At 60.3% G+C, this 398-nt stretch carries 1 protein-coding gene; it reads left to right on the top strand.

Going from position 1 to position 398, the window contains the following annotated elements; all coding sequences use genetic code 11:
* Positions 1 to 227, top strand: a 227-nt coding sequence (locus AC0L20_RS40060; protein ID WP_473295678.1) for a hypothetical protein, incomplete at its 5' end; no start/stop codon positions are given.
* Between the last annotated feature and the right edge of the window lie 171 nt (positions 228 to 398).

A 398-nucleotide genomic window follows, 5' to 3' on the forward strand; every position in this document is an offset into this window, starting at 1 on the left:
TTTGGCGTTCAAACAGGCCTGAGGTAGAAGATCCCGGCGTGCTGGGCCGACGTTATCCCTCGTTGCCGCATCAGGCCGTGGACGAGGTGATGGGCGCCGCCACCCCGCTTGAACGCAGTCGCCTGAAGGACACGGGCAAGGTGCCGAGGCGTCTGGATGACCTGGCACGCATCAGCCAGCACCTTCTCGGCCAGCTTGCCGGCCTGTACCTCGCTTTGGGCCCATGACTTCTAAGGCGACCTGAGCGGAGCACAATATCCACATCCGCTGTGAGAGGGCCCTCCAACTCGTCAAGATAAACTTCGTTCCCATCAATCGTGACCCTGAGGGTGTCGAAGTCACCCGGAAACTCTGCGGGATTCGGCCATAATGGTATCGTGATGGGTATCCCTTCCCGT

The sequence above is a fragment of the Bradyrhizobium sp. Kon58 genome (genome assembly GCF_055807455.1).